Here is a 22,033-nt window from a genome sequence, read left to right on the forward strand (position 1 = left end):
CAGAAAAATGATCACCATCAACGACACGGTCTTTGATCGAACCTATTTCCGCGACGCGGCGGATCGCATTGCGGCCGCGGTGCAACTCGACAAGCGCGCAGGCGACCGTTTTGCGGTCTGTTTCTCCGAGGCGCAGGATTGGCTGGCGTTCTTCTTTGCCGCGCGCGCGGCCGGCGCCAGCGTGCTGCCGCTGCATCCCTCGACGCCATATGCCGCCGCGCGCCGGCAGGCGGAGACGGCGAAGTGCAACTGGCTTTTCTACAACCGGCTGGATGGCGAGCCGATCTGCGAGGAGCGCGCCAGCGAAGCTGGACAGCTGCTGCAGATGAGTTCTGGCACGACCGGCGAGCCGAAATGCATCGCGCGCGCCTGGAGCGACATAGACGACGAGATCGACAGCTACACCTCGGCGTTTGTCGAGCCACAGGACATGACCCCGTTGATCGCCGGCCCAACCACCCATTCATATGGCTTGATCTGCGGCGTAATGGTGGCGCTGAAGCGCGGCCAGTCGCCCGCCATACTGGACACCGGGAACCCAAAATTCCTGCTGCGCAAGCTGCGCGAAACGGAGCGCCCCTATCTGATCTCGTCGCCAGCCATCCTTCACACGCTTGCCAGGCTTTTGCCGGCCGGCGAGCAGATCCACGCAACGATGACATCCGGCACCCTCTTGCCCGACCCCTGGTTCGGGCAGATCAGGGCCAAGTCCAGGCACATGTTCCAGCAGTACGGGTGCTCGGAAGCCGGCTGCATCGCGATCAACCCTGATGTGCAGTCGGCTAATGAAATCGGCTCTGTGCTGCCGCGCTTCGCGTTGCGCGACGCCGGCACGGCCATTGAGCCGAAGGAAATTGCCGTCGAGCGCAAAGGCGTGGTCGTCGAGACCCGCGACCTGGGCTACCGCCGCGACGACGGCATGCTGGTCTTCCTGTCGCGTCTCGACGACCTGATCAACGTCTCGGGCCTCAACGTCTATCCGAAGGAAGTCGAGGACGTGGTCATGACGTTCGCCGGCATTGGCGACGCGGTCGTGTTCCGCAAGCAGGATGCATTCGCGGGCGAGCGCGTCGCGCTTCTGTTCAGCGCCGAACATGCGGTCGACCGGTCGCAGCTTCGGCAATGGTGCGCCGAGCGGCTTGCAGCACACCAGATGCCGTTCGAGATCGTTCAGGTGGAGCGGATCCCGCGTCAAGCGAACGGCAAGATCAGCAGGCGCGACGTGGCTGCGCGCTACGGCACGGGCGAATTCGCGCCGGCACGGACGGAGGCAGCCTGATGACCTACGATCAGATAGTCGACGCGATCGGGACGGTCCTGCGCGACAGGCTCGACAACCAGCACATGGATGGCTTCGCGCCGCAAGCCAGGCTGAACGAGGATCTGTATCTCGATTCCGTGCTCATTCTCGAACTCATGCTGGCGCTTGAACTCGACCACGGTCTCGCGCTTCCCGAGGAGGTGATCAGCCGTCAGGATCTGGACACGGTGGACGATCTGGCGCGGCTGTTCGTCAACGCCTCGGAGCCGAATGGAACACTGATTAAGCCGGCTAAGGAACTTGTTATCGCTCGCGCGGAACAAGAAGCGGCTGAGCGGATCGGCGTGCATGGCGAGGACTTCGTCGACATCAAGGTGCATTGCTTCGTCAGCAATGTCTGCCACGCGGTGAAGCAAAGGCAGCTTGATCATCGACCTTTCTTCTTCGGCGTCTGGGATGCGGGTTTCGCCGTCGATAAAAGCTGGCGGCTGGCGTATCACACGCATGAAATCAACCACGACTTTTTCCGCGATTGGTTCGAGCGCCTGTACGGCGCCAAGGTCCGCCAATGGTATCGGCCGGACTCCGCCAAGGTAGAGAACCTGGCGACGATGCTGGAGCTCCTGGAGTGCAAGAAGCAGAGCGAGTACCTGATGGTCATGCTCGATCTCTTCCATCTGCCGGAGCGCGAGAACAAGTTCAACCAGAACCCGTTCCCGCATTATCTGATGTTGGAACACACCGAGGATCCCGCAGTATGGATGGTTCTGGATCCGGATTTCCGCTGGGAAGGCAGGATCGAGAAGCAGAAGGTCATCAACGCGATCATGCAGCCGACCGTTGCCGGCGGCTTCATTATCGACGCAGCCGACATCAGGAAACCGTCCGCCGTCGATCTGCGCGACTATTTCCTTGCCTGTTTCCATGAAGACGACAATTTGCTGACGCGCGCCACGCGCGAAGTCGTTCGGGCGCATTTGGAAGGCCGCGACGGCGTGAAGCTGGCCGAGTTGTCGATGGCGCTGCGCGAGCTGCCGGTCATATCGATCCGCAAATACGCGCTGGAGCATGGCTTCGCCTTTTTCTGGCGATCGCTGCAGCTTTCCAACGCCGGGTTCGACACGATCTGCGACGACATCGAATCTCTGATCCAGGAATTCAAGGCGCTTCACTACGCCGTCATGAAACTCAGCCAGACAGGCGACGAAGCCCTGGCATCGCCGGTGTTCGAGAAACTCGATATGCTGGACGCGATGGAGCGCTCGCTGAAGCGCCGTCTTGCCCAGACCTATCGGGTATGGTGCGACACGCGCGGCCTCCTGCACGCGCCGCGCCACGATGTCGAGGATGCCGTAGCATGAGGCTGTCGCTCTGCACGATCACCTTCCGCCATCACCTGCTGTCGCTGGAGGACATCGCGCGATGGGCGGCGGCGAACGATTTCCAGGGTATCGAGCTCTGGGGCGCACACGCGCGCAACATGCAGCATATGACCGACCGCAACGCCTCCTGGATGGCGGCGTTCGGGCTTTCGGTGCCGATGCTCAGCGACTATCTGCCTCTTGATGAGGATCTGGCGTCGCTGCGTCACGCCACGTCGAACCTCTGCCGCCTGGCCGGCCGCTGGGGCGCCCGCAAGGTGCGCACGTTCGCCGGCAAGTCGGCAAGCCGGGACACCTCGCCCGAAGCGCGCTGGCGACTGTCGGCGCGGCTCAAGGACGCCTGCATGATGGCGCAGGACCAGGGCTGCCAGCTACTGGTGGAGACACATCCGGGAACGCTTGCCGATACGCTGTCGTCGACGCAGCGCCTGCTCGAGGAGGTCGACCATCCGGCGCTGGGCATCAATTTCGACACCTTGCACGTCTGGGAAGGCGGCGCCGATCCGGTCGCCGCGCATCGCGCCCTGTTGCCGCATATCCGGCACTATCATCTGAAAAATGTCCGCTCGCGTGCCGACCTCGCCGTCTTCGAGCCGGCAAACGTCTATGCCGCGGCCGGAAAGCGGACGGGCATGACCGCGCTTTTCGACGGCGCGGTGGACTATCTGCAATTCCTCGACGAATTGTTCGAGCGCGAGGAGGTGGATGCCTCGCTGGAATGGTTCGGCGGCGACTGCTTCAACATACTCGCCAACGACGCCCGCAACATGCGCCTGCTACGGGCGGACCGCGAAGCACCGGTTCGCGCCGGCGTCGCTTGAGCATCGACAGCGCCGCGCGTCCTTATGGATGCCGAAAGGGCGCTGTAGCACTTTGGCGCACGATCCGTTCCGAAGGCGCCAACGCAGACATCGTTTTTGCAGCCGGCTGGGCGATTGCCGAGGCCGGCGTTTTGCCAGGGATCAGAAGCGCGCGGTGGCGCTCAGCCGGAACGAGCGGCCGGGATCAAAGTGCGGCGCCACCCCGTCGAAATCCTGCCCGTAGGCCGCGCGGTCGGTATAGGCCTCGTCAAAAATGTTGAGCGCGTCGGCGCGTAGCGTGAAGTTCGGCTTCGAAGGCGGCGTCCACTCGACATAGGCATTCACCACCTCATAGCCCGGCAGTTCCTTCTTCTCGCTTGCCGGGTCGGTTGGATGCCGCACCAGGGTCCTGTCGGTCTTCAAGGCGATTTCGATGTCGCCACCGACTTTGACGCCCCAATCGTCGAATGTGTAGCCGGCGCCGATCATCACGATCTGGCCGAGAGGCGTCGTCAAATAGCGGCCGATCTCGGTATCGGCCGGCTTGCCGTCGACGTCGGCATTGATGTCGGCATATTTCACACTGACAAAGCCGGCCTCCCAATCATAGCGGCCGCCGATTTCCCAGCCCTTGGAAACGAGATCGAGCGTTCGAATCGATGTCACCTCCGGGACCGGCGCGCCACGTCCGAACACCGGCAGGCGCGCGTCGTTGATGCCGGTGCGAAACACGTTCGCCTCGAAGGTGAAGCCGTTGTAGCGCGCCTCCAGGCCGGCCGTATAGTTGTTAGACGTCACCGGCTCCGGGCCGTCGCCATAGGTCCAGGCCGGGTTCTGCAGGTAGTTTTCTGCCAGCGGTACACCGCCCCAGACATGCGAGGTCCCCGCCTTTACCGTCAGGAACTCCGGCACAAGGTCATACTCGCCCGAAATGTTGCCGCTCAGACCCGCATTGTTCCAATCCGAATCGTCGACGCCGGTGAACCATTGGTGATCGGCGCGCCCGCCGAACGAAATCCTGGCCTGGTCTAAGGGCTCCAGGCGCGCCTGTGCATAGGCGCCGATATTGGTGGCGCGCTCGTCCGTGAAGAACGGCTCGGTCGAGTTGAGATAATCCAGGTCCGCCCTGTCGTTGTAGAAGTCGAAACCGGCAGTGACGCTGCCGATGTCGAGCGCGAAGCGGTTCTCCACTTTGCCGTTGAAGCTGCTGGTCGCGCCGTCGGTCGGCGACACGATATTGGGGTCGGAGCGGGCCGTTTCCAGCGTCCCAATTTGGGTGCGGCTGTAAGCGAGTACGATCTTGGGGTCCCACCAGCCTTCCGGCGACGTATCCGTATAGGTAAAGACCGTGTTCTGGCGGCGCAGATCGTAGTTCCGGACTTCAGGCTCCGCACCGCGGTTGATATAGACATTGGCGCGATAGGGGCGCAGTTCGTCGTCGCGGACCTGCTCGTGGCTGAGCTCGAAACGATGGCCCTCGACGCTCTCGTAGGCGATCTTGGCCAACCCGCTGATCAGATCGGTGCCGGTCCCCAGCATCTCCTGGCCGTTGCCGGCGGTGAAGTTGTCGCCACGGCCGTAGTTGATGTAGCCGAGATACTCGAACCCGTCCTGCCGGCCGAAGCCGCTGACGCCGGTGGTGAACGTCTCGCTGTTGGTGTCCCATATGCCGGTGACGAAACCGCCAAAATTGCGGCCGGGTTCGAGCAGATCGACGGCGTCCTTGGTCTCGAATCCAAGCGAGCCCGCCAGTGCGCCCGGACCGGCGTCGGCCGGCGCGACGCCTGCCTGCACCGACGCGGCCTTTAGAAGTGCCGGGTCGAGCAGATAGGTGCCGTTGTGGTGGAACACCTTGTTGTTCTGTCGTGACCCATCGACAGTCACGGCCAGATTGTTCTCATCGACGCCGTTGACGTAGATCTTCTGCGTGCTGGGGATCGCGCCGCCGACGGCGATCTGCGGCTCGCCGGAGAACACCTCCCTCAAATCCTGCGGTTTCTTGCGATCGATCTCCTGCTGGTCGATGGTGATCAGGTTGGCGCCGGCCGTCGCGTTGGCGCCCGCCCCCACATCCACGACGAGAATGGTGTCGAGTTGCGTGCCCCCAGCGGGAGCTTGGCTGTCTTCATTTTCTTCGGTGGTGCTCGTTCCGGCTTCCGCCTCCGGGGCGGGGGCAGACTGCGCCATCGCTTCGGGACACAAGAAAATGGACATCGCGGTGCTGACGGTCAGCGCTCGCAACAGATCTGATGACATCGGCTAAATCCCCTCGAATACGGTAGCCCCGGCTGGCGCGAACCGCGACTGTTGGGACTGCCTTAACCCATCGGTTGCGCTGCGGCAATAAACTTGATAATAAAAATCCAGTTATGCAAGCCGTTGTAACTGCTGCGCTCTTCGAGCGCTGCAGCCGCGGAGCTTACTCAGGCGTGGTGCAGGACGGTCAGCCGACCGGCGATGTTTTCGACCCGGATCGAGAAGCCAAAAATGCTCTCCAGTATATCCGGCCGGATGATGTCGCCGGTTTCGCCCGATGCGATAACGGCACCGTCCTTCATCGCGACGATGCGGTCGGCGTACGAGGCTGCATGATTGATGTCGTGGAGCACGATGAGCACCGTCTTGCCGTGCTCGTCGGCGATGCGTCTCAGTGTCCGCATCAGGTTTCTTGCATGAAACATGTCGAGGTTGTTCAGCGGCTCGTCGAGAAGGATGTAATCCGTCCCCTGGCAGAAGGTCATGGCGACGAGGACGCGCTGCCGTTGCCCGCCTGACAAGGTGTCGATGAAGCGCAGCGCCAAATCGCTGAGATCGAACTGCTCGAGCGACGCCGCGATGATTTCGCGGTCTTTCGCGGTCAGCCGCCCGCGGTTGTGCGGGAAACGACCGAACCCCACCAGTTCGGCGACACGCAGGCGGCTTGCGACGCCGGGATCCTGTCGCAGGATGGCCATGATCCTGGCCAACTGCCGGCTCGGCGTCGTATCTACCGGCAGCCCGTCGACGGTGATGCGGCCGCTTTGCAGGGGCCGCAGGCGGGCGATCAACGACAACAGGCTGGACTTGCCGGCGCCATTCGGTCCGACAAGCGCCGTGACGCCGCCCTTCGGCACGGTCAGGCTGACATTGTCCAGAATGCGGCTGCCGCCAAGAGCCAGGGAGACGCCTGCAATCTCGATCATTGCCGGCCCCCGGCAAACAGAATGGCGAGGAACACGATGCCGCCGACAAACTCCACGACGATGCCGAGGCTGCCTTCCCCGCCCAGAGCATGCTGGAGGATTGTCTGGCCGCCGACGAGCACGATTATCGCCGTGAGCGCGGCTGCCGGCAGAAGGATGGCGTGCCGGTCGGTGCCGACGATGCGCTCAGCGAGCGAAACCACCAGCAGCCCCAGAAACGCCATCGGTCCAACCAGCGCCGTCGACGCCGACACGAGCGCGGCGACAACAACCAGCAGCCCGGCAGCCGTGCCGCGCCACGCCACGCCGAGCCCGATGGCTGTGTCGGTGCCCAGCGCGAGCACATCGAGAACATGTCGCGCCCGCCAGGCGATGGCGACACCCACCACGGTGATCAGGCCGGCCAACAGCAGGAGATCGGGTTCCACCGCATTGAAGCTGGCGAAGACCGTACCCTGCAGTACGGCGAAATCGTTCGGATCCAGCAGCCGCGCCAGCAACGTCGTCAGCGATCGGAACAGCACGCCCAGCACGACGCCAGTCAGCAGCATCAGCGTCAGGTCGAACCGCTGGCGAAGCATCGGCAGGAACAGAGCCAGTGCGAGGCTGGTCATTGCCGTGAAATTGCCGAGGAAGTGCAGGCGCGGATCGATGCCGGCAACGCCGAAACCACTCAGCGCAAAAACCAGCGCCGTCTGGCAGAAGACGTAGAGCGCATCCAGGCCCATGATCGATGGCGTGATGATGCGGTTGGCGCAAACGGTCTGGAACACGACCGTCGAAACCGCCACCGCCACGCCGACCAGAACCATCGCAGCCAGCCGCGCTGCGCGCAGTTCGACCACGAAGGCGAGATCGCCGCGCAGGCCGATCGTCATGAAGGCCACGCCGACCAGCACTGCGACCGCCGCCATTATCACGAGGCGGCCCTCGTGCCGCACCAGGCCGCGTTGCATCAAAACTTCAGTCATTGCTGTTTCGGCCAAGCAGCAGGACTAGGAAAAGCACCGCCCCGACGACGCCGAGGATCGTGCCGACCGGAACCTCGTAGGGGAAACGGATGAGCCTGCCCAAAATGTCGCAAGCAAGCACCAGCGCCGCGCCACCGCCGGCGACCCATGGCAAGGTGTGGCGCAGGTTCTCGCCGGCGAAGCGCGATACGATGTTGGGCGCGACAAGGCCGACGAACGGGATCGTTCCGACGACGACCACGGTCAGCGCGGTGATGGCCGAGACGATGACCAGGCCGAGCCGAAGCATGCCGGCATAGTTCAGGCCGAGCCCTATGCTGACGTCCCTGCCCAGCGAAAGCATCGTCAGGCGGTCGGCCGTCCACCAGGCCAATACGACCAGTGCGCCCGCGACCCACAACAGTTCATAGCGCCCGCGCAGGATGCCGGAAAACTCGCCCGTCATCCACACTTCGAGATACTGCAGAAGGTCCAGGTGCCAAGCGGCAAAGATCGCGGCGGCGCCAATGACGCCGCCATAGACCAATCCGAACAGCGGAACGAGAAAAGGTTGTGTCGGCGGCAACCTATGCGCGAGCATGAGGAAAACGGATGTCCCGGCGAGAGCGGTCACCGCCGCGCCGGCTGCCTTCCATCCAAGCGATGCATCGGGCCAAACCAGCGTCACCACCAGTATGCCGAGTGCCGCCGATTGCGCGGTTCCAGCCGTCGAAGGCTCGACGAAACGGTTGCGGGCAAGCGTCTGCATAACAAGCCCTGCGATGGCCAGGGCGCTGCCGGCCAGAAGTGCCGCCAACGTCCTTGGCAAGCGGCTGATCATGATCAGCCGCAAGGCTTCCGGGTCGGAGGCCAGACTGCCTATGGCGAGTTCGCTGACGCCGACGAACAGACTGGCCACAAACAGCGCCAGCAGGGTTGCGGCGCCGATTGCCTGATAAGCGAAGCCTTGAGAGCCAAGCGATCCGGCGGTCATTGGGTCCGCGAGAAAGCGTCTCGAATGGTCTCAAGCACGCGCTTCGTCGACTGGACGCCGCCTGCAGCGATATAGAAATCGGCAGCCGGCATGTAGACCACCTGCCCCTTCTTCCAGGCCGTGGTTTCGGCCACCAGTTCATTGTCGAGCGTCGCTTTGGCGTTCTGCTCCCCCGAGCCGATCGCCGCGGCGCGATCGAGCACGATGAGCCAGTCCGGATTGGCGTCGCGGAGGAACTCGAAGGAGATCGCTTCGCCGTGGGTGGCGGCCTCGACACCCTCGACCGCCGGCGTGAACTGGAGCGCCGAATGCAGCCAACCGAAGCGGGACTCCTTGCCATAGGCGGTCACCTTCGGGCCGCTGGTCATCAGGATCAGTGCCGTGCCCTTGCCCTTGACGGCGGCACGCGTCGACGAAAGCGCCTCATCGAGTTCCGAAGCAAGCGCCGCCGCCTCGGCCGGCTTGCCGACGAGAGCGCCATAGGCCATCAGGCGCTGCTTCGCCTGCGCGAACAGATCATCGCCATTCATCGTCATATCGATGCTCTGCGCAATCCGGCTGGTCGCCGCCAGTTGCGGCGAGGAGCGCCCGCCGACAATGATCAGGTCCGGCGCCAGCGCGCTCAGCGCCTCCAGATCGGGCTCGAAAATGGTGCCGACGATTTCCGCGCCGTCCTTCAACTCGGCGAGTTCAGGCACATAGAGCTTATCGGGCAAGCCGGCGATCCTCACGCCCAGGCTGTTCAACGTATCGACTGCCGCAATGTCGAACACCGCGAGCGTTTGCGGGGTCTTTCCGACCGTTACCGGGCCGTTCGCAGTCTCGATCTCGGTTGCGAACGCCTGAACGAGGAAAAGCGCCAATGCCGGCAAGGCCAGGACCGACTTCAGCCATCTCATGAGCATACTCCGTAGCGAAGACGACGCTTCAATCGCGCCAGGCCAGCGGCTGGAGATTTTCGCGGAAGGCGAACCGGACGAGATGCGATTCGATGACCTGCTTGGTCTCGGTCAACGCGGTGGTGTCGGCCGCTTCCACCACTATGTCCAGCCGTTCGAGACCGGCATGCATTGTAGCCGTGCCGCAGGAGAAGCGGCACTGCCCATGCCCATCGCCATAATCGACCTCGACCTTGTGCGCGAAATGCTTGCAAAGCTGCTGGAGATATTTGCCCGCATTCGGCGTTTCGCAGCGCGTGGTTGCAGTCAGCATGGAGACCTCATAATATGATGTTTACACTCCACTTATCGTAAGCTATCCGTTCGGACAAGTCGGCGCCGCTGAGCAGTCGCCGCAAGAAATGCCTGTAGCGACAGCCCTCGCATAGCCATGCTCCTGGCAGGCCAGACCTTCGAACAGAAAAGCGTCCCAATGCTGCGCAGATTTTTCGCCTACTACCGCCCCTGGGGAAGTCTGTTCATCCTGGATTTCTGCTGCGCGGTTCTGTCTGGCCTGCTGGAACTAGGGTTTCCGATGGCCGTCAAGCTGTTTGTCGACGAACTGTTGCCGACTCAGCAATGGCTGCTGATCCTTGCTGCGTCGGCCGGCCTGCTTGCCATCTACGTGGTGAACACCGGACTGATGGCGGTCGTGGTCTACTGGGGCCATATGCTTGGTATCAACATCGAGACCGAGATGCGCCGGAAGAGCTTCGATCACCTGCAGAAGCTCTCGTTCCGCTTCTACGACAATCACAAGACCGGTCACCTCATCGCCCGGGTCACCAAGGACCTGGAGGAAATCGGCGAGGTTGCCCATCATGGCCCGGAAGACCTGTTCATCGCGATCATGACGTTCATCGGCGCCTTCGCGCTGATGTTCCTGGTCAATCCGCAGCTTGCGCTGATTACGGCGGCAATTGTGCCGCTGGTCGCCTGGGTGACAAGCCGCTATGGCGCGCGCATGACGCGCAACTGGCAGGCGCTTTACGGGCGGGTCGGCGATTTCAACGTTCGCATCGAGGAGAATGTCGGCGGCATGCGGGTGGTGCAGGCTTTCGCCAATGAAGACCACGAGCGCAACCTGTTCGCGCGTGACAACGCCAGCTACCGCAAGACCAAGCTCGATGCTTATCGCATCATGGCCGCCAGCACGTCGCTGAGCTACATGAGCATGCGGTTGATCCAACTGGTGGTGATAATCGCCGGAAGCTACCTCGTGCTGCGCGGCGAACTCTCCAGTGGCGGCTTCGTTGGCTTCCTGCTCCTGGTCAATGTGTTCTTCCGGCCGATCGACAAGATCAATTCGGTGATCGAGACCTATCCGAAAGGCATCGCCGGATTTCGCCGCTATGCGGCCCTCCTCGACACTGAGCCGGACATCGCGGATCGGCCCGGTGCATTTGACGCACCGACGCTCCGGGGTGACATCAGCTACCGGGATGTCACTTTCGGCTATAGCGGCGAACGGCCGGTCTTGAAGAACATCGATCTCGACATCGAAGCAGGACAGACCATCGCCTTCGTCGGGCCATCCGGCGCCGGCAAGACGACCCTGTGCTCGCTGCTGCCGCGTTTTTACGAGGTCGACAGCGGCGCCATCACCATCGACGGTCTGGATATCCGCGATATGACGCTGGCCTCGTTACGCGGCCAGATCGGTATCGTGCAGCAGGACGTGTTCCTGTTCGGCGGCACGATCCGCGAGAACATCGCCTATGGCCGGCTGGACGCGGTCGAGAGCGAGATCGTCGAGGCGGCGCGCCGTGCGCGCCTCGACGAACTCATCGCGTCGCTGCCGGAGGGCCTCGATACGATCATTGGCGAGCGCGGCGTAAAGCTTTCGGGCGGTCAGAAGCAGCGCCTGGCAATCGCGCGTATGTTCCTGAAGAACCCGACCATCCTCATCCTGGACGAGGCAACGTCGGCTCTCGACACGCAGACCGAGCGCGAGATCCAGCAATCGCTGGCAGAGCTTGCGCAGGGCCGAACGACGCTGGTGATCGCGCACCGGCTGGCGACGATCCGCAATGCCGATCGCATTGTGGTGGTCGCCGATACAGGCATCGTCGAACAAGGTCCGCATGATGAACTGGTGGCACGCGGCGGCGCTTACTCGCGACTGGGCGCGGCTTCAGATTAAATCCGCTGGGAGGTGATTCCAAGCGGCGGGCGAGCCCGCCGCCTGGAAGTCGAATCTCGACCGTGTGGCCGAACGCTGTTATCGGCTCCCCCAGATACCGTGTCCGTAACCGGGTTCGGGGAAGGTCGAATTTCCTGCCGAGGTCGGTGCGCTGTCGGCCGTGCCGACACTGGCTGTGCCGCCCAGGTCAAGCGCGTAGCCGTTGTCGGACGCCATCGAATGGTGACCGGTCCTCGGATAGAAGGAGCCATGGCTGTAGTCGGAGCCATAGTGGTCGCTGCCGGCAAAAGCCATGCCGGAGGCAAACAGGAAGGTGGCTGTGGCAAGAACGATCTTGAGCATTTCAATTCTCCATTTTGAGGGTTAGCGTTTGGCCTCGACGCGCCGTGCCCCGCACCGCATCGATGAGGCCGTCTTTTCATGCCCTTTGGGCAAACCGACCAACCGCTATCCTCCTGGATGTGCGGCGGCAGGTTGTTCAGCGCACGGTCTCTTGTTGCGTTCGTGCGCAGTTCGGTGGGCTGCCCAATGGCAGCCGAGATCATCACCAATCGGCAGTGTCAGCGCGGCCGTACGAATGGCGGCTGTTCCCGATCAGGCGTCGCGTAGCTGGGTTGACGTCTGCCCCTTGTCGATCATGGCGTTGCAAGAGCCGGCGAGCCGCTTCATGGCCCGGGTGGTTTTGGCCAACAAGGCTCGCGCGGAGCCGGTCGGGGAAATCGTATGAAGCAACTGGCCTATGCATTTTGAACCTCAGGTTTCGGAGCAAAAAATGTCGACCCTCGCCAAGACTAGATGTTCGGTATTAGGCTCTGGATATTTTCGTTTCGTCCGTTTATTCTTCCGCGTCTTCGGATCTTATTGTCATACACCGCTTTCGTTTCAGGCGTTTTTCTGCATCGCGGTGGGAGTGTTTCGTTTGTTTCAGAGGCACGCCCGACGGGGCGGGACGCATTTTGTGGATGGTCGTCCTCGATGGCGCGACACTGGCTTGCGCATGCCAGGCCTGTCCGCCTCGCTCGACCCAAGGACGGACAGGCTCAGCCTCGGCTTACGGCCGGATGTTGTGGTTGACGCGGAAGAGGTTCGCCGGATCGTATTTGCGCTTGACCGTGACGAGCCGCTCATAGTTGGCGCCGTAGGCGGCGCGTACACGCGCCTCGCCTTCATCATCCATCATGAAGTTGATATAGGCGCCACCGTGCGGGTTGTGCTTGTGCACCGCAGCCCAATACTCGCTTGCCCAGCGCCTCAGCTCCAGCGCCTTCGTCGGGTCGGGGTCGATGCCGGCGATAACCATGGACCAACGCGCTCGCCGCGCTCCCCAGGCGGTAGCGTCCGGAGCCACTTCCTGGGCCGCTCCGTCGATGGGGTAGAGATGCATCAGCGACAGTTCGCTCGGCGTCTTCGAGCCGTGCTCGGCATGGGCTGCGATGGCCGCATCGGACAGCTCGTCGACATAATCGCCCTTCCAGTACCACTGCAAGCCCTTCGGCAGCAGCGGATCAAACAGCGCCTGCAGATCGACGAAGGGCATCTGCATCATACCGTCCATCAGTGGCCCGGGAAGCGCGTCGCGCACGGGCTGCATCGCCCGGATGCCGTCCTCCTCCGCGCCGTTGTAGCAGCTGATCAGCGCGCAGACGCGCCTTCCCCAGATCTCGCGCGGGAAAGGGTCGCAGGAGGGCACCGTCTTGATGCCTAAGAACATCCCGAGCTCTCGCGGCGCTCCGGGCAGGAAGCCGCGGTACCAGCGCATGATCTCTGCGGTATGCTCGATGTCGAAGAAGATCGGCCCGGCATAGACATCCTTCGCCGGATGCGCCTGAAATGTGAAGCGCGTCACGACGCCGAAGTTGCCGCCGCCGCCGCGCAGCGCCCAGAACAGCTCCGGGTGTTCGTTCTCACTTGCCGTCACGACGCTGCCGTCGGCCAGCACGACCTCGGCCGCAAGCAGATTGTCGATGGTGAGGCCGTGTTTGCGCGTTAGATGGCCAGTGCCGCCGCCCAGCGTCAGTCCGGCGATGCCTGTGGACGAGACGAGGCCAGCCGGCACCGCCAGCCCATGAGCGCTGGCGGCGCGGTCGACATCGCCTTGGGTGCAGCCGGCCTCGACGCGGACCGTGCTGGTCCCGATATCAATATCGACCCGATTCATCGGCGACATGTCGATGACCATTCCGCCGTCGCAACTGCCGAAGCCCGGACCGCTGTGGCCGCCGCCGCGAATGGCAAGAAGCAAGTGCTTGTCCCGGGCATGATTGACTGCCGCGACGACATCGGCGACCTCGGCGCAGGGGATGATCCAGCGCGGCCGCTTGTCGATCATGGCGTTGTAGAGCCCGCGAGACTCTTCATAGGCCGGATGGTTTTGGTCAATGACGCTCGCGAGGAGCCGGTCGGGGAAATCGTGCGAAGTAACTGGCTTATCCATATTGAACCCTCAGGTTTCAGAGCAAGACGCGTCGACACTCGCCAAGACTAGATTGTTCATCCTGGGCGCTGGACATTTGCGCTTCGCCGGTTGAATCTGCCGCATCTGCGGCTCTTCTTGTCCTACACCGCCTTCGTTTCAGGCGTTTTTCTGTGGTGTAGTGGGAGTGTTTCGTTTGTTTCAGCGCGCGCCCCACGGGGATGACAGGCGACACGTCAGCGCCGGCGATGTCTCCCACGCGCCGAAATAGTTGAAACAAATCACGCGTCGCCCGAACGCGTGCTGAAACAAAGAAGGGCTATTATCCGCCCTCGCGGGATCACGCGAACAAAGGGAACGACCATGCGGCCTGATAATCCGGTGCCATCCACACACACAGGCTATGCGCTTTTTGACGCCAACCATGTTCTCGTCAACAGCAATCCGCAGATATTTGGAAGCCGGCGGCTCGACCGCGGCGAGATGCAGCCGACGGACGCCATTGCCGCAGTCGCCGAAGCCCTATCACGTCTAAAGAGTTTCGACGGCCGCCCCATCGAGCCGGGCAACGCATTTGTTGAAAGCGCCGCAGCGCGATGGACGCAAATCGACGACGCTCCAGTTGAAGCCGAGACATTGGATGGCCGATGGAAGTTGCTCACCGCACATCCTTGGCCGGATGGCGGCATGGCCCTGGTAAGCGTCGACATTACCGAGATGAAGCGAGCGCAGATCGCGCACCAGGAGAACGCCGAGATATTCCGCTGCATCACGGACAGTCACCCGCTGCCGGTTTGGGTGGTGGACGCGGGAAGCGGGCAGATCCTCTACGAAAGCCTCGATGCGTCGAACCTGCTTGGCCGAAAATGGACGCCGAACGAGCCGCAATTCCTGACGGATCATTTCGTGAATTCTGGCGAATTCGATGAAATCAGTTCTCTCGCCAGCAACAGCGAAATCGTCCGGGATCACGAAATCCAGCTCAGAAACACAAGCGGATCGGCCGTCTGGTGTTCGACCAACTGCCGTCGCGGCGTCTATGGCGGGCGCCCCTCGCTCATCATCGGCGTATTGGACATCACGGAACGCAAGCAGCGCGAGGATCTGTTCGGTTTCCTGATCAAGCATCACCCGTTGCCGGTATGGATGAACGATGCAAGTTCGGGGGAACTCATCTACCAGAGCAATGCTGCCGAACGGCTGCTTGGATGGAGCAAAAAGGCGCAACGCGAGACGGTGCGGCTCGGCGATTACTTTGTCGACCCCGAGAAACACCGGGAAATCAATCGCGAGCTCATGCTAAAAGGCGTCGTCGAAAATTGCGAAGTGCTTCTTAAAAGACCCGACGGCCAGGAGTTCTGGGCCACGGGCAATCTCAGGATCGTCGAGTTCCAGGGCCGGCGAGTGGTTCTCGCCGGCATCGCCGATGTGACCAAGCAGAAGAAGCGTGACGGCGAAGTCGCCGCGGCGCGGGAGATGCTCGCGGACGCCGTTGAATCACTCTCCGAAGGATTCGCACTGTACGACGAAGACCACCGCCTGGTCATGTGCAACAGCCTTTACCGCGAGCTGAACCACCCGGTGCGGGATCTCGTCGAACCGGGTGTGGAATGGGACGAACTCCTTCGCGAATCCGCCAAGCGCGGCGTGTTCCGCAATGCGGTTGGGCGCGAGGATGAGTGGCTCGACGAGCGGATCCAAAGCCGGATCGAGTTCCATTCCCATTTCGAGGTCCCCCTCTCCGACGGCAGATGGCACTCGGTATCGATACATCCCACCGATCTTGGCGGCTTCGTCGTAACGCGCGCCGACATCAGCGAGCGCAAGAAGGCCGAGGCATTCGAGCGCGACGCCACGACACTGCTGCAAAAGGTGCTCGATGCCTGCCCTTCGCCGATACGCATGACCACGTTCGAGGGAGAAACGCTCTACCGCAATCCTGCTACCAGAGATCTCTACGCCGACCGTCCTCGAATAACCGACCAGTATGTCGATCCAGACTATAGCGCGATATTGGAGCGCACCCTGATCGAAAAGGGCAGGATCGATGATTTTCGGGTCCAGCAGTACGACACCGAGAACAAGGCCTTCTGGGCTTCGATTTCCGCTCGCCTGATCGATTTCCAGGGAAGGCAGGTGATAGTGTCGAACACGACTGATATCACCGACATGATCACCGCCCAGCAAGAAACGCGCAAGGCCAACGAGCGGCTGATCGACGCGATCGAATCTCTGGCCGAAGGGTTTGCCCTCTACGACAGGAACGATTGCCTGGTGCTGGCCAACAGCAGGTACCGCCAGATGCACGCGATAAGCGCGGATGTGCTCGTTCCCGGGGTGAACTGGTTCGATTTCCTCCGCGTGACCGCAGAGCGCAACCAGTTTCCGGTTCCACGCGACAAGATCGACGACTGGCTTGCCGAGAGGGCAAGGGACCGCCGCGAATTCCGGCAACAGGAATTCCGTCATACGGACGGGCGTTGGTTTTTCGTCTCGAACTGTCCGACCCGCGAAGGCGGGTTCGTGGTCACCCGTGTCGACATTACAGAGCGCAAGCGGGCCGAGGAGGCCGCCAAGGAAGCGGACGAACTGGTCCGTAAAGTCCTCGAAGCCTGCCCCGTCAACATCCAGATGACCCGCGCGCATGACGGGAAGCTGCTTTACCGCAGCCCCGCCACCGTTGATCTGCTCGGCGACGTCACCAGCGCCGTCGACTATTATGTCGATCCTTCAGAGCGGAGGCGATACGTCGAGCGGCTGCTCGCGACGGGATTGGTCGACGATTTCGAAACCCAGCTCAAGCGCAAGGACGGTGGAACCTGCTGGTGCTCGATTTCGTCTCGACTGATCGATTACCATGGTGAGAAGGTGATCGTTTCCCACGCCTACGATCTCACCGACCGTATCGAAATGCAGCAGGAATTGGAGCGGCAGCGCGAGACGCTGCACCAGAACGAAAAAATGTCGGCGCTCGGTGGATTGCTGGCCGGGGTGGCGCATGAGCTCAACAATCCGCTCTCGGTGGTGCTTGGCCTGTCATCGCTGTTGAAGGAGACCGCTGCCGACGCCAAGGTCGTGGAACGCGCCGACAAGATAAGCAAGGCAGCCGAACGCTGCGCCAGGATCGTCAAGACTTTCCTGGCTATGGCCAGACAGCAGCCCACGCGAACCTCAAACGTTGCGATCGATGACATCATTTCCGAAGCGGTCGAAGTGGCGACCTATTCGATTCGATCGTCGGACATCGGGCTTTCAGTTCATCTTGAACCTGGTCTTCCCCCGATCTGGGCGGATCCCGATCAGCTTGGCCAGGTGCTGATCAACTTGCTTGTCAATGCAGAACAGGCGTTGCATGGCTGGGAAGGACGACGGACAATCACGGTTTCAACGCGGCTTCATCCCACATCCGGCAACCTAATCGTCAGCGTTGCCGACACGGGTCCGGGAATTCCCAAAGAGATACTTCCCCGCATTTTCGAGCCGTTCTTCACGACCAAGGAGATTGGGGCAGGGACCGGGATCGGGCTGTCCTTCTGCCATCGGATCGTTCAATCCCATGGAGGAACCATCGAGGTCGAATCCCCCGAAGGGGGTGGCTCGACCTTCATACTTTCGCTGCCTGCTTCGGACCGTCTCGACGAAGGAACCGAAACGGCCGAAGACGAGCTCCCGAATTCGACCGGCATTGCCTGTCTGGTGGTGGACGACGAAGAGGAAGTGGGTGAGCTGGTTGCTGAGGTGCTCAGGCGAGATGGTTTCAACGTCACTATTGCCAGATCCGGCGAAGAAGCGCTGCTGCACCTCAAGAACCGCACTTTCGCGGTGATCCTGAGCGATCTGAAAATGCCTGATATGGACGGGCGGGGATTGTTCAACCAGATTGCCAAGCTCCATCCGGCTGAACTCGACAGGTTAGCCTTCCTGACGGGGGACACAATCAGTCCGGACGCGCAGATGTTCCTGCGCGCCGCGAAACGGCCCTATCTCGAGAAACCGATCAAACCGAACGAGCTCCGTTCGTTTGTCTCTAATCTGGTCAACAACAATGCTTGACAGACCCGTTGATTTGCACGTCACTTTAGAGGCAGCTTATCCATCAGGCTGGTTGCTCGGTAGACGATCTTGACGACGCACGCACATGTAGTGGTCTGCGATGACGAACCGGATATCCGCTACACGGTAGCGGAATATCTGGAGCACCATGGCTATGCCGTGACGCCCGCCAACGGGGGGCCTGCCCTGCGTGAACTTATTGAGAGCCAGCACGTCGATGTGGTCATATTGGATATCCGAATGCCAGGTGAGGATGGCCTCTCGCTGGCGCGATATCTACGAGAGCACTCAGACGTTGCCATTATCATGCTGACCGGATCGGCGGAAATCGTCGACCGCGTTGTCGGATTGGAGATTGGCGCCGACGACTATGTCGCGAAGCCCGTCGACCTGCGGGAGCTGCTGGCGCGGGTCAAGGCCGTGCTGCGCAGGACATCGGCGAGCGAACGCGCTGCGGGGAAAGCGAGTACTCCGGGCCCTCACCAGCTCCAGTTCGGCAAGTGCCGCTTCGACCCGGACGCACACAAATTATACAACGCCGAGGGAATCGAAATAGCGATCACCCCGATGGAGTTCCGGCTTCTGAAAGTATTCAGCGAACATCGCGGACGCGTACTCAACCGCGATCAACTGCTCGAACTCGCCCATGACCGCGGGTGGGATCCCTTCGATCGCAGCATCGACATTCGCGTTTCGCGCCTGCGGAAGAAAATCGAGGTCGATCCCTCCAAGCCGGAGGTGATCAGGACGATCCGCGGCATGGGTTACCTCTACGCTTGAGGCGCCACTGGCTGGTTGAACCAGCGCCTCGGCCCCTGCGGCTTATGCGGTTTGTGGCTCCAGGGGGGTAGCCCTCTCAACCTCTGATCTTCGGGTGTGTTTCTACTATGACGTGTGGCACTGAAGCGCAGTTACCGGCCAAGCATGTCATTTTCAACCTAGGATTGCGTGTCGCAGCCGGGGTTGCGAGGCTGCGACACGTTTCCTGAGCCGACAACGACGCCGGCACCTTAAGAGCGGGTCAGAGCCGTTCGATGCCGAGAAAATCCGGCGCTCCCACCCAGGCGGCCTTGAAGCGCGCATCCATCTCTTCGGCGTCCGCTGTCCTGCCGGTCCTGAGGAAAACCTCGCGCAGGCCCCACAACGCCCAGGCGTTGTTTGGCGTCTGTTCCAGGACGTGCGCGAAGGCTGCCGCGGCCACCTCGTGCTCACCCATGGCCATGTAGACCCCGCCGAGGGTCTGTCGGACCGGATAATACCAGTAGGCCGGTTCCATATAGGCAAGGCCGTCCTCGATCGCGACCGCCGCCTCAAGCTTATCGCGCGCTTCCCGCAGGTTGCCCTGGTGCTGGGCAATGCGGGCCTCCACGATCAGCGCGCTCAATTCCAGCAAATCCGGCGCCGGAAGTCCTCCCGCCGTTTCCGTGGAAAAATCGGTCTCGGCAGCGAGCTTGCGGATTGCGGCGGTCTCGGCGCGCGCCGCCTCGCTCGCACCCTTTGCGGCGAAGGCGACGCCCCGCGCATATCGCCAGGTTGCCTTGACATAAGGCAAGGCGTTTGCCGGCAGCGGCAGCGCGAGTATGGCCTCGTGATCGCTATACTGGGCGTGGGCAAAATAGGTCGCCGCCTTGATCGGCTGCAGCCCGGCCACCTTGCTGGCCGTGGTATTGGAGACCAGCGATTCGAGCTTTTTGGCCGCCTCGGCGATTGCCTCGACGTCGCCCGCCATCTGTGCGGAGGTCATCAGGAAATGCAGGTTGTGCGGATAATAGCCGTCCGTGTAGACACCGGGCGTGCTCTCCGGCGCTATGCCGACGCGCTCGAAATAGGCCTCGTCCGCTGCCACCGCCTCGCGGTTGATCTCCAGGCTGTCGATCCACCGGCCGACCTGGTGATAGATGTGCGCTGGCATGTGCACGATGTGTCCGGCGCCGGGCATGAGGGCGGCAAGCCGGTCGGCATGAGCTTCGGCCCTTTCCGGCGTCGTGGATGCTTCGACGGCATGGATATAGAGATGGATCGCACCGGCATGATCCGGATTGCGCGCCAGCACCCGCTCCAACGAGGCCACAAGCTTGACCGTGTCCGGCTTTGGCGTTGCCCCGCCGTCAAGCCAGTAGTCCCACGGCATCAGGTTCATAAGCGCGTCAGCGTAGAGCGTGGCGATCTCGTCGTCCTGCGGGTGGCGGTCTGCCAGTTCCGCCATCGCCGCGGCATAGGCCTCGTTCAGGGCACCCTGATCGGCCGAAGTATCGGCGCTGTAGCGCTTGGAGAGCGCGGCGATAAGATCCTTTTCCCGGCTGGAGGCGAGGTGCGCTAGCTTGCGCGCCTGCGCGACGGCTTCGGCAGCATTCGCTGCCGCCTCCTGGCCCATGCCGGCGTTGATGTTGGGGCCGAGCACGTAGGCCTCGCCCCAGAAACACATGGCGCAGGTCGGGTCCAGCTTCTGCGCGACCCTGAAAGCGCGTTGCGCTTCGGCGTGGTTGAATGCCCACGCCCAGCGCAGGCCCTGATTGAAATAGGCCTGCGCCAGCGGGTTGGCGGTGGTGACAGGGTAGGAATGACTGCCGAGGTTTTCGACTAGCGGGACGCTTGTCGAATCCTCTGCAACCGCCGCCTTGGCCTGGCGGTGCGGAACGCCCGTTTCATGGGCATTCGCGGCGGGCGCCGCCAGAAGGGCGGCCGCGCTCGCACAGGCCAGTAGCGGGAGCCTAAATGAAAGCTTCATGGTTCAGCCCGCCTTGTCTTCTTGGCCGCGCTGCAAGCCGCGGACCACCAAGCCAATCTCGGACCGGCTGATCCCGATGTCCTTCAGGAGGGCATCGTCCATTGCCGCAAGGGTCCGTTCCGCCATGCGGTGAATCCGGTAATTCCGAAATGAGCGGTAAGCTGTTCGCATTCTCGACATCGCAATACTCCATTGATTGGCGCCGCGGGGTGCAGCGGTGCCGTTGGATTTAAACCATCGCTGTTTCAGGGGTTTTTCCGCGCCGAACTCGAAGTGTTTCGTTTGTTTCAGTGCCGGGATGGACTTTTGAGAAGGAGTTCCATAGTCCGACCGACGACACTCAAAACCACCTCCTCAACGAGGCGGTGGACCAGCCAGCCGCAGCGGAGTAAGGCAGCGGGTTGGGTCATCTTACCGAAGTGCGTGGCGCAGCATGACGTGCAAGCGTTGCGAATGCGATCAGACCGGCTATCGGTGGAGTACGCATGAAGAAGACTGTCGTTAGAGTCGTCTGTGCCATTGGCCAAGCGGGGCAGCTCGGCCTCAACGGCGGCCTTCCCTGGGAAGGCAACCGGTCGCCGGAGTTCGTCGCCGACGTTGCACGATTTTTCGACCTGACCAGAGGACACGTCTTGCTCGCCGGTCCCAAGACGATCGCGAGCGTTCCGGATTTTGCGCGCGCGGATCGGGACCTTGTCGTCGTTCGCTCCAGCATGGATCCCGAGGCCACACTCCAGCGCTTCGTCGGCCGCGTCGTCTTCATCGGCGGCGGGCCACCAGTGTGGGACGCCTACGCGCGCTTCGTCAGCCATTGGGATATCACGCGGCTGCCCTATGACGGACCGGCGGACCGCTGGTTCGATGCAAAATGGCTTACGGCGGGTGGCGAGATTGCCAGAAATCACAACGACCCCAGAAATCACCGCGACCAATGAAGGCTCGGCTCACAGCGGGCACCGCGATGGAACGATCGCGGTGCCCGTAGTCTGTACCCGCACATTTAGCAGTTCGCCCCAGTCTGCGGATCGCACGCCTTGTTTTCTTGCTGCTGTGGTTTGGGCTCGGCCTGTTCCGGCTCGGCCTGCTGCTGCTCGGCGGCGGGCTGCTCCTCAGCCTTCGGCTTCTCAGGCTTGGCCGCCTGTTCGGGCTCGGCCTGCTCCTGCTCGGCGGCGGGCTGCTCCTTGGCCTT

The 22,033-nt window shown here is 62.1% G+C and carries 17 protein-coding genes and 1 pseudogene; 7 read left to right on the forward strand and 11 right to left on the reverse strand.

What is annotated here, in order from left to right:
* Positions 1-7 precede the first annotated feature (7 nt).
* From AC0L2C_RS00835 to AC0L2C_RS00845, 3 genes are read left to right on the forward strand one after another with little or no spacing between them, the layout of a single operon-like run.
* Positions 8-1,279, forward strand: coding sequence for an AMP-binding protein (locus tag AC0L2C_RS00835; RefSeq protein ID WP_287363399.1), 1,272 nt, complete (start codon positions 8-10; stop codon positions 1,277-1,279).
* Positions 1,279-2,622 carry a DUF6005 family protein gene (locus tag AC0L2C_RS00840; protein WP_128245193.1) on the forward strand — a complete coding sequence of 448 codons (1,344 nt, stop codon included), beginning with the start codon at positions 1,279-1,281 and terminating at the stop codon, positions 2,620-2,622. Before AC0L2C_RS00835 ends, AC0L2C_RS00840 begins: the two co-directional genes overlap by 1 nt.
* Positions 2,619-3,464 (forward strand): sugar phosphate isomerase/epimerase family protein, encoded by an 846-nt coding sequence (locus AC0L2C_RS00845; RefSeq protein WP_128167906.1) that lies wholly within the window; start codon positions 2,619-2,621, stop codon positions 3,462-3,464. Before AC0L2C_RS00840 ends, AC0L2C_RS00845 begins: the two co-directional genes overlap by 4 nt.
* A 141-nt stretch (positions 3,465-3,605) precedes the next feature.
* Here AC0L2C_RS00845 and AC0L2C_RS00850 read toward each other — a convergent pair whose 3' ends face one another.
* The 6 genes from AC0L2C_RS00850 to AC0L2C_RS00875 form a co-directional block, all read right to left on the reverse strand.
* The gene (locus tag AC0L2C_RS00850; protein WP_128245192.1) at positions 3,606-5,699 is read right to left on the reverse strand and encodes a TonB-dependent receptor domain-containing protein; all 2,094 of its coding nucleotides are present in this window, start codon (positions 5,697-5,699) and stop codon (positions 3,606-3,608) included.
* Positions 5,700-5,866: 167 nt separating this feature from the next.
* Positions 5,867-6,625 carry an iron ABC transporter ATP-binding protein gene (locus tag AC0L2C_RS00855; RefSeq protein WP_128245191.1) on the reverse strand — a complete coding sequence of 253 codons (759 nt, stop codon included), beginning with the start codon at positions 6,623-6,625 and terminating at the stop codon, positions 5,867-5,869.
* Positions 6,622-7,596 carry an iron chelate uptake ABC transporter family permease subunit gene (locus AC0L2C_RS00860; protein WP_287237036.1) on the reverse strand — a complete coding sequence of 325 codons (975 nt, stop codon included), beginning with the start codon at positions 7,594-7,596 and terminating at the stop codon, positions 6,622-6,624. The genes AC0L2C_RS00855 and AC0L2C_RS00860 overlap by 4 nt, the downstream gene beginning before the upstream one ends.
* Entirely contained in the window at positions 7,589-8,569 is a 981-nt protein-coding gene (locus tag AC0L2C_RS00865) for an ABC transporter permease (protein WP_287237035.1), read from the reverse strand. The genes AC0L2C_RS00860 and AC0L2C_RS00865 overlap by 8 nt, the downstream gene beginning before the upstream one ends.
* A complete protein-coding gene (locus AC0L2C_RS00870) occupies positions 8,566-9,468 on the reverse strand; it encodes a siderophore ABC transporter substrate-binding protein (RefSeq protein WP_473522482.1) in 903 nt (300 codons plus the stop codon). Before AC0L2C_RS00870 ends, AC0L2C_RS00865 begins: the two co-directional genes overlap by 4 nt.
* 28 nt (positions 9,469-9,496) lie before the next feature.
* Positions 9,497-9,781, reverse strand: a complete 285-nt coding sequence (locus AC0L2C_RS00875) for a DUF2218 domain-containing protein (RefSeq protein ID WP_287363396.1) — start codon at positions 9,779-9,781, stop codon at positions 9,497-9,499.
* 159 nt (positions 9,782-9,940) lie between these two features.
* Here AC0L2C_RS00875 and AC0L2C_RS00880 point away from each other — a divergent pair, with 159 nt between their 5' ends.
* A complete protein-coding gene (locus tag AC0L2C_RS00880; RefSeq protein WP_287363395.1) occupies positions 9,941-11,650 on the forward strand; it encodes an ABC transporter ATP-binding protein in 1,710 nt (569 codons plus the stop codon).
* A 78-nt stretch (positions 11,651-11,728) separates the two neighbouring features.
* On the opposite strand, the gene AC0L2C_RS00885 is transcribed toward AC0L2C_RS00880, so the two are convergent.
* Together AC0L2C_RS00885 and AC0L2C_RS00890 are read right to left on the reverse strand one after the other, a co-directional pair.
* On the reverse strand, positions 11,729-11,992 hold the full coding sequence (locus tag AC0L2C_RS00885) for a hypothetical protein (protein ID WP_287363394.1): 264 nt from the start codon (positions 11,990-11,992) through the stop codon (positions 11,729-11,731).
* 709 nt (positions 11,993-12,701) lie between these two features.
* A complete protein-coding gene (locus tag AC0L2C_RS00890; RefSeq protein WP_473522483.1) occupies positions 12,702-14,084 on the reverse strand; it encodes an FAD-binding oxidoreductase in 1,383 nt (460 codons plus the stop codon).
* Positions 14,085-14,426: 342 nt separating this feature from the next.
* On the opposite strand from AC0L2C_RS00890, the gene AC0L2C_RS00895 reads away from it, so the two are divergent.
* A complete protein-coding gene (locus AC0L2C_RS00895; RefSeq protein ID WP_287363391.1) occupies positions 14,427-18,116 on the forward strand; it encodes a PAS-domain containing protein in 3,690 nt (1,229 codons plus the stop codon).
* Between the two features lie 69 nt (positions 18,117-18,185).
* Positions 18,186-18,896, forward strand: coding sequence for a response regulator (locus AC0L2C_RS00900; protein ID WP_287363390.1), 711 nt, complete (start codon positions 18,186-18,188; stop codon positions 18,894-18,896).
* Between the two features lie 241 nt (positions 18,897-19,137).
* Here AC0L2C_RS00900 and AC0L2C_RS00905 read toward each other — a convergent pair whose 3' ends face one another.
* Together AC0L2C_RS00905 and AC0L2C_RS00910 are read right to left on the reverse strand one after the other, a co-directional pair.
* Entirely contained in the window at positions 19,138-20,844 is a 1,707-nt protein-coding gene (locus AC0L2C_RS00905) for a tetratricopeptide repeat protein (RefSeq protein ID WP_287363389.1), read from the reverse strand.
* A gap of 3 nt (positions 20,845-20,847) precedes the next feature.
* Positions 20,848-21,024, reverse strand: coding sequence for a DUF1127 domain-containing protein (locus AC0L2C_RS00910; protein ID WP_084833736.1), 177 nt, complete (start codon positions 21,022-21,024; stop codon positions 20,848-20,850).
* A 305-nt stretch (positions 21,025-21,329) separates the two neighbouring features.
* On the opposite strand from AC0L2C_RS00910, the gene AC0L2C_RS00915 reads away from it, so the two are divergent.
* On the forward strand, positions 21,330-21,779 hold the full coding sequence (locus tag AC0L2C_RS00915) for a dihydrofolate reductase (RefSeq protein ID WP_023799722.1): 450 nt from the start codon (positions 21,330-21,332) through the stop codon (positions 21,777-21,779).
* A gap of 65 nt (positions 21,780-21,844) precedes the next feature.
* Here AC0L2C_RS00915 and AC0L2C_RS00920 read toward each other — a convergent pair.
* A pseudogene (locus AC0L2C_RS00920) lies at positions 21,845-22,033 on the reverse strand (hypothetical protein); the annotation flags it as partial.

The organism is Mesorhizobium sp. WSM4845 (assembly GCF_055811455.1).

Excerpts from the sequence above, each read along its gene's own strand:
- AC0L2C_RS00850 (WP_128245192.1), bottom strand. The coding sequence starts at position 5,699 with ATGTCATCAGATCTGTTGCGAGCGCTGACCGTCAGCACCGCGATGTCC.
- AC0L2C_RS00910 (WP_084833736.1), bottom strand. The coding sequence starts at position 21,024 with ATGTCGAGAATGCGAACAGCTTACCGCTCATTTCGGAATTACCGGATT.
- AC0L2C_RS00870 (WP_473522482.1), bottom strand. The coding sequence starts at position 9,468 with ATGAGATGGCTGAAGTCGGTCCTGGCCTTGCCGGCATTGGCGCTTTTC.
- AC0L2C_RS00875 (WP_287363396.1), bottom strand. The coding sequence starts at position 9,781 with ATGCTGACTGCAACCACGCGCTGCGAAACGCCGAATGCGGGCAAATAT.
- AC0L2C_RS00905 (WP_287363389.1), bottom strand. The coding sequence starts at position 20,844 with ATGAAGCTTTCATTTAGGCTCCCGCTACTGGCCTGTGCGAGCGCGGCC.
- AC0L2C_RS00845 (WP_128167906.1), top strand. The coding sequence starts at position 2,619 with ATGAGGCTGTCGCTCTGCACGATCACCTTCCGCCATCACCTGCTGTCG.
- AC0L2C_RS00835 (WP_287363399.1), top strand. The coding sequence starts at position 8 with ATGATCACCATCAACGACACGGTCTTTGATCGAACCTATTTCCGCGAC.
- AC0L2C_RS00840 (WP_128245193.1), top strand. The coding sequence starts at position 1,279 with ATGACCTACGATCAGATAGTCGACGCGATCGGGACGGTCCTGCGCGAC.
- AC0L2C_RS00865 (WP_287237035.1), bottom strand. The coding sequence starts at position 8,569 with ATGACCGCCGGATCGCTTGGCTCTCAAGGCTTCGCTTATCAGGCAATC.
- AC0L2C_RS00885 (WP_287363394.1), bottom strand. The coding sequence starts at position 11,992 with ATGCTCAAGATCGTTCTTGCCACAGCCACCTTCCTGTTTGCCTCCGGC.
- AC0L2C_RS00880 (WP_287363395.1), top strand. The coding sequence starts at position 9,941 with ATGCTGCGCAGATTTTTCGCCTACTACCGCCCCTGGGGAAGTCTGTTC.
- AC0L2C_RS00860 (WP_287237036.1), bottom strand. The coding sequence starts at position 7,596 with ATGACTGAAGTTTTGATGCAACGCGGCCTGGTGCGGCACGAGGGCCGC.
- AC0L2C_RS00855 (WP_128245191.1), bottom strand. The coding sequence starts at position 6,625 with ATGATCGAGATTGCAGGCGTCTCCCTGGCTCTTGGCGGCAGCCGCATT.
- AC0L2C_RS00890 (WP_473522483.1), bottom strand. The coding sequence starts at position 14,084 with ATGGATAAGCCAGTTACTTCGCACGATTTCCCCGACCGGCTCCTCGCG.
- AC0L2C_RS00915 (WP_023799722.1), top strand. The coding sequence starts at position 21,330 with ATGAAGAAGACTGTCGTTAGAGTCGTCTGTGCCATTGGCCAAGCGGGG.
- AC0L2C_RS00895 (WP_287363391.1), top strand. The coding sequence starts at position 14,427 with ATGCGGCCTGATAATCCGGTGCCATCCACACACACAGGCTATGCGCTT.